The following is a 1,351-nucleotide window of genomic DNA, read 5'->3' on the forward strand; positions in this document are numbered from 1 at the left end:
TCTCCGTTGGCGGCATGACGCCGCGATCGGCTACTTCTTAGCCTCGTCCTTCGGGATGCCGCTATAGGTCGGAGGCGTTGCAGAATCTGCCTGTTCGTTCCCGGTCTCGAACGAGTTGGGTCGCTTGCCCTCCTTGCAACCGGTCAGGACAGCGAACATGACGAGTATGAGAATGCGGATATGATATTCCAGTATAGAACGCGTAAGCTCGGGGAGCGATTATCCACGCCATAGCACAATGACGGCGGCCCGACGCTCAAAGTGTAGGAGGAATTCTTCTGCGCCCGCGGGCCACCATGTCGTGATTATACGGGATCGACGGTGTGTCATGGCCGTTATCGGCGATCGTGAGCCAAGCCATGGCTTCGGCGACACGCGAGGCGGGTTCGAGGGGAATGCGCGCGAGCTCGACGTCGAAAGGTGCGAAATATGCCGGTTCGCCCTGCCATTCGATCAAGCGCTCGCGGGCATGGTCGATCGACCAGCCGTGGAGGTGAATACCCAGGTCGACGAGCGCGCGGGAGACGCGGAAGAGCAGCCAGTGGATGTGCCCAAGTTCGTCGTGCGGATCGGCATAGGCACCGGCCCGTTCCGCGAGTTGCTCGGCGTAGATGCCCCAGCCCTCGACAAATGCGGAGGCATAGTCGATCAGGCCGAGCTGGATCATGTGACCGGGGAGCAATTCATGGGCGACGACGCTGGGGAGAGTCCAGCGTGGGCGGCGGCGGATGTCTTTGAGGTCGACGACATACGCGCCGGGTCGGGTCGGCGAGGGCACTTCGCGATACCCGCCGCGGCCGCTGGCGATCTCCTGCTGGGATAGCGGGCGGGCGATGGCGTTCAGGGACCATTGCGGGAGATCGCCGAACATAGCCCGGATATGGCTGCGGGCGGTGGCGAGCATCCGGTTCATATCAGCGATTGCCTGCCCACGGCCGGCATCGCTGTCGGGGTAGAGGAAGCGATCGTCGCGCCAGAGTTCGGCGTAACGCTCTGCGATCGTCCCCTTGGGCGCACCGATTTGATCGAACAGCCTCGCGGCGCGGGCGTGGAGGCGGTTCAGTTCGGCGAATAGACGGCGTTCGGCATAGGCCGGCGTCAGGGTGCCGAGCGAGCGTTGGAGTTGCAGAGCGTACCAGTCCGAGCCGCCCCGGAGCCGGCCGACGCCGGGGGCGGAAGGCGCGGTGTCTCTCAGGCCTTCGAGCGTTGATATCTGGCGGTCGATCGCGGGGTTCTCGGGAGCGGTACGGAGCGCCTCTACGGTGCGGTCGAGCGACAGGCGGGGGAGAATGATTCCGGCCTCGGCGTCCGCCAGGATTGCAGCAGTGTCGGCGTCGACCTTAGCGGGATC

General features: G+C 64.5%; 1 protein-coding gene. It reads right to left on the reverse strand.

Annotation, left to right across the window (positions count from 1 at the left end; all coding sequences use genetic code 11):
* Positions 1-256: 256 nt before the first annotated feature.
* A partial coding sequence (locus U1872_RS22345) for a DUF885 family protein (RefSeq protein WP_332795063.1) occupies positions 257-1,351 on the reverse strand: 1,095 nt, incomplete at its 5' end.

This window comes from Parasphingomonas frigoris (assembly GCF_036663815.1).
Lineage (GTDB): Bacteria > Pseudomonadota > Alphaproteobacteria > Sphingomonadales > Sphingomonadaceae > Sphingomonas.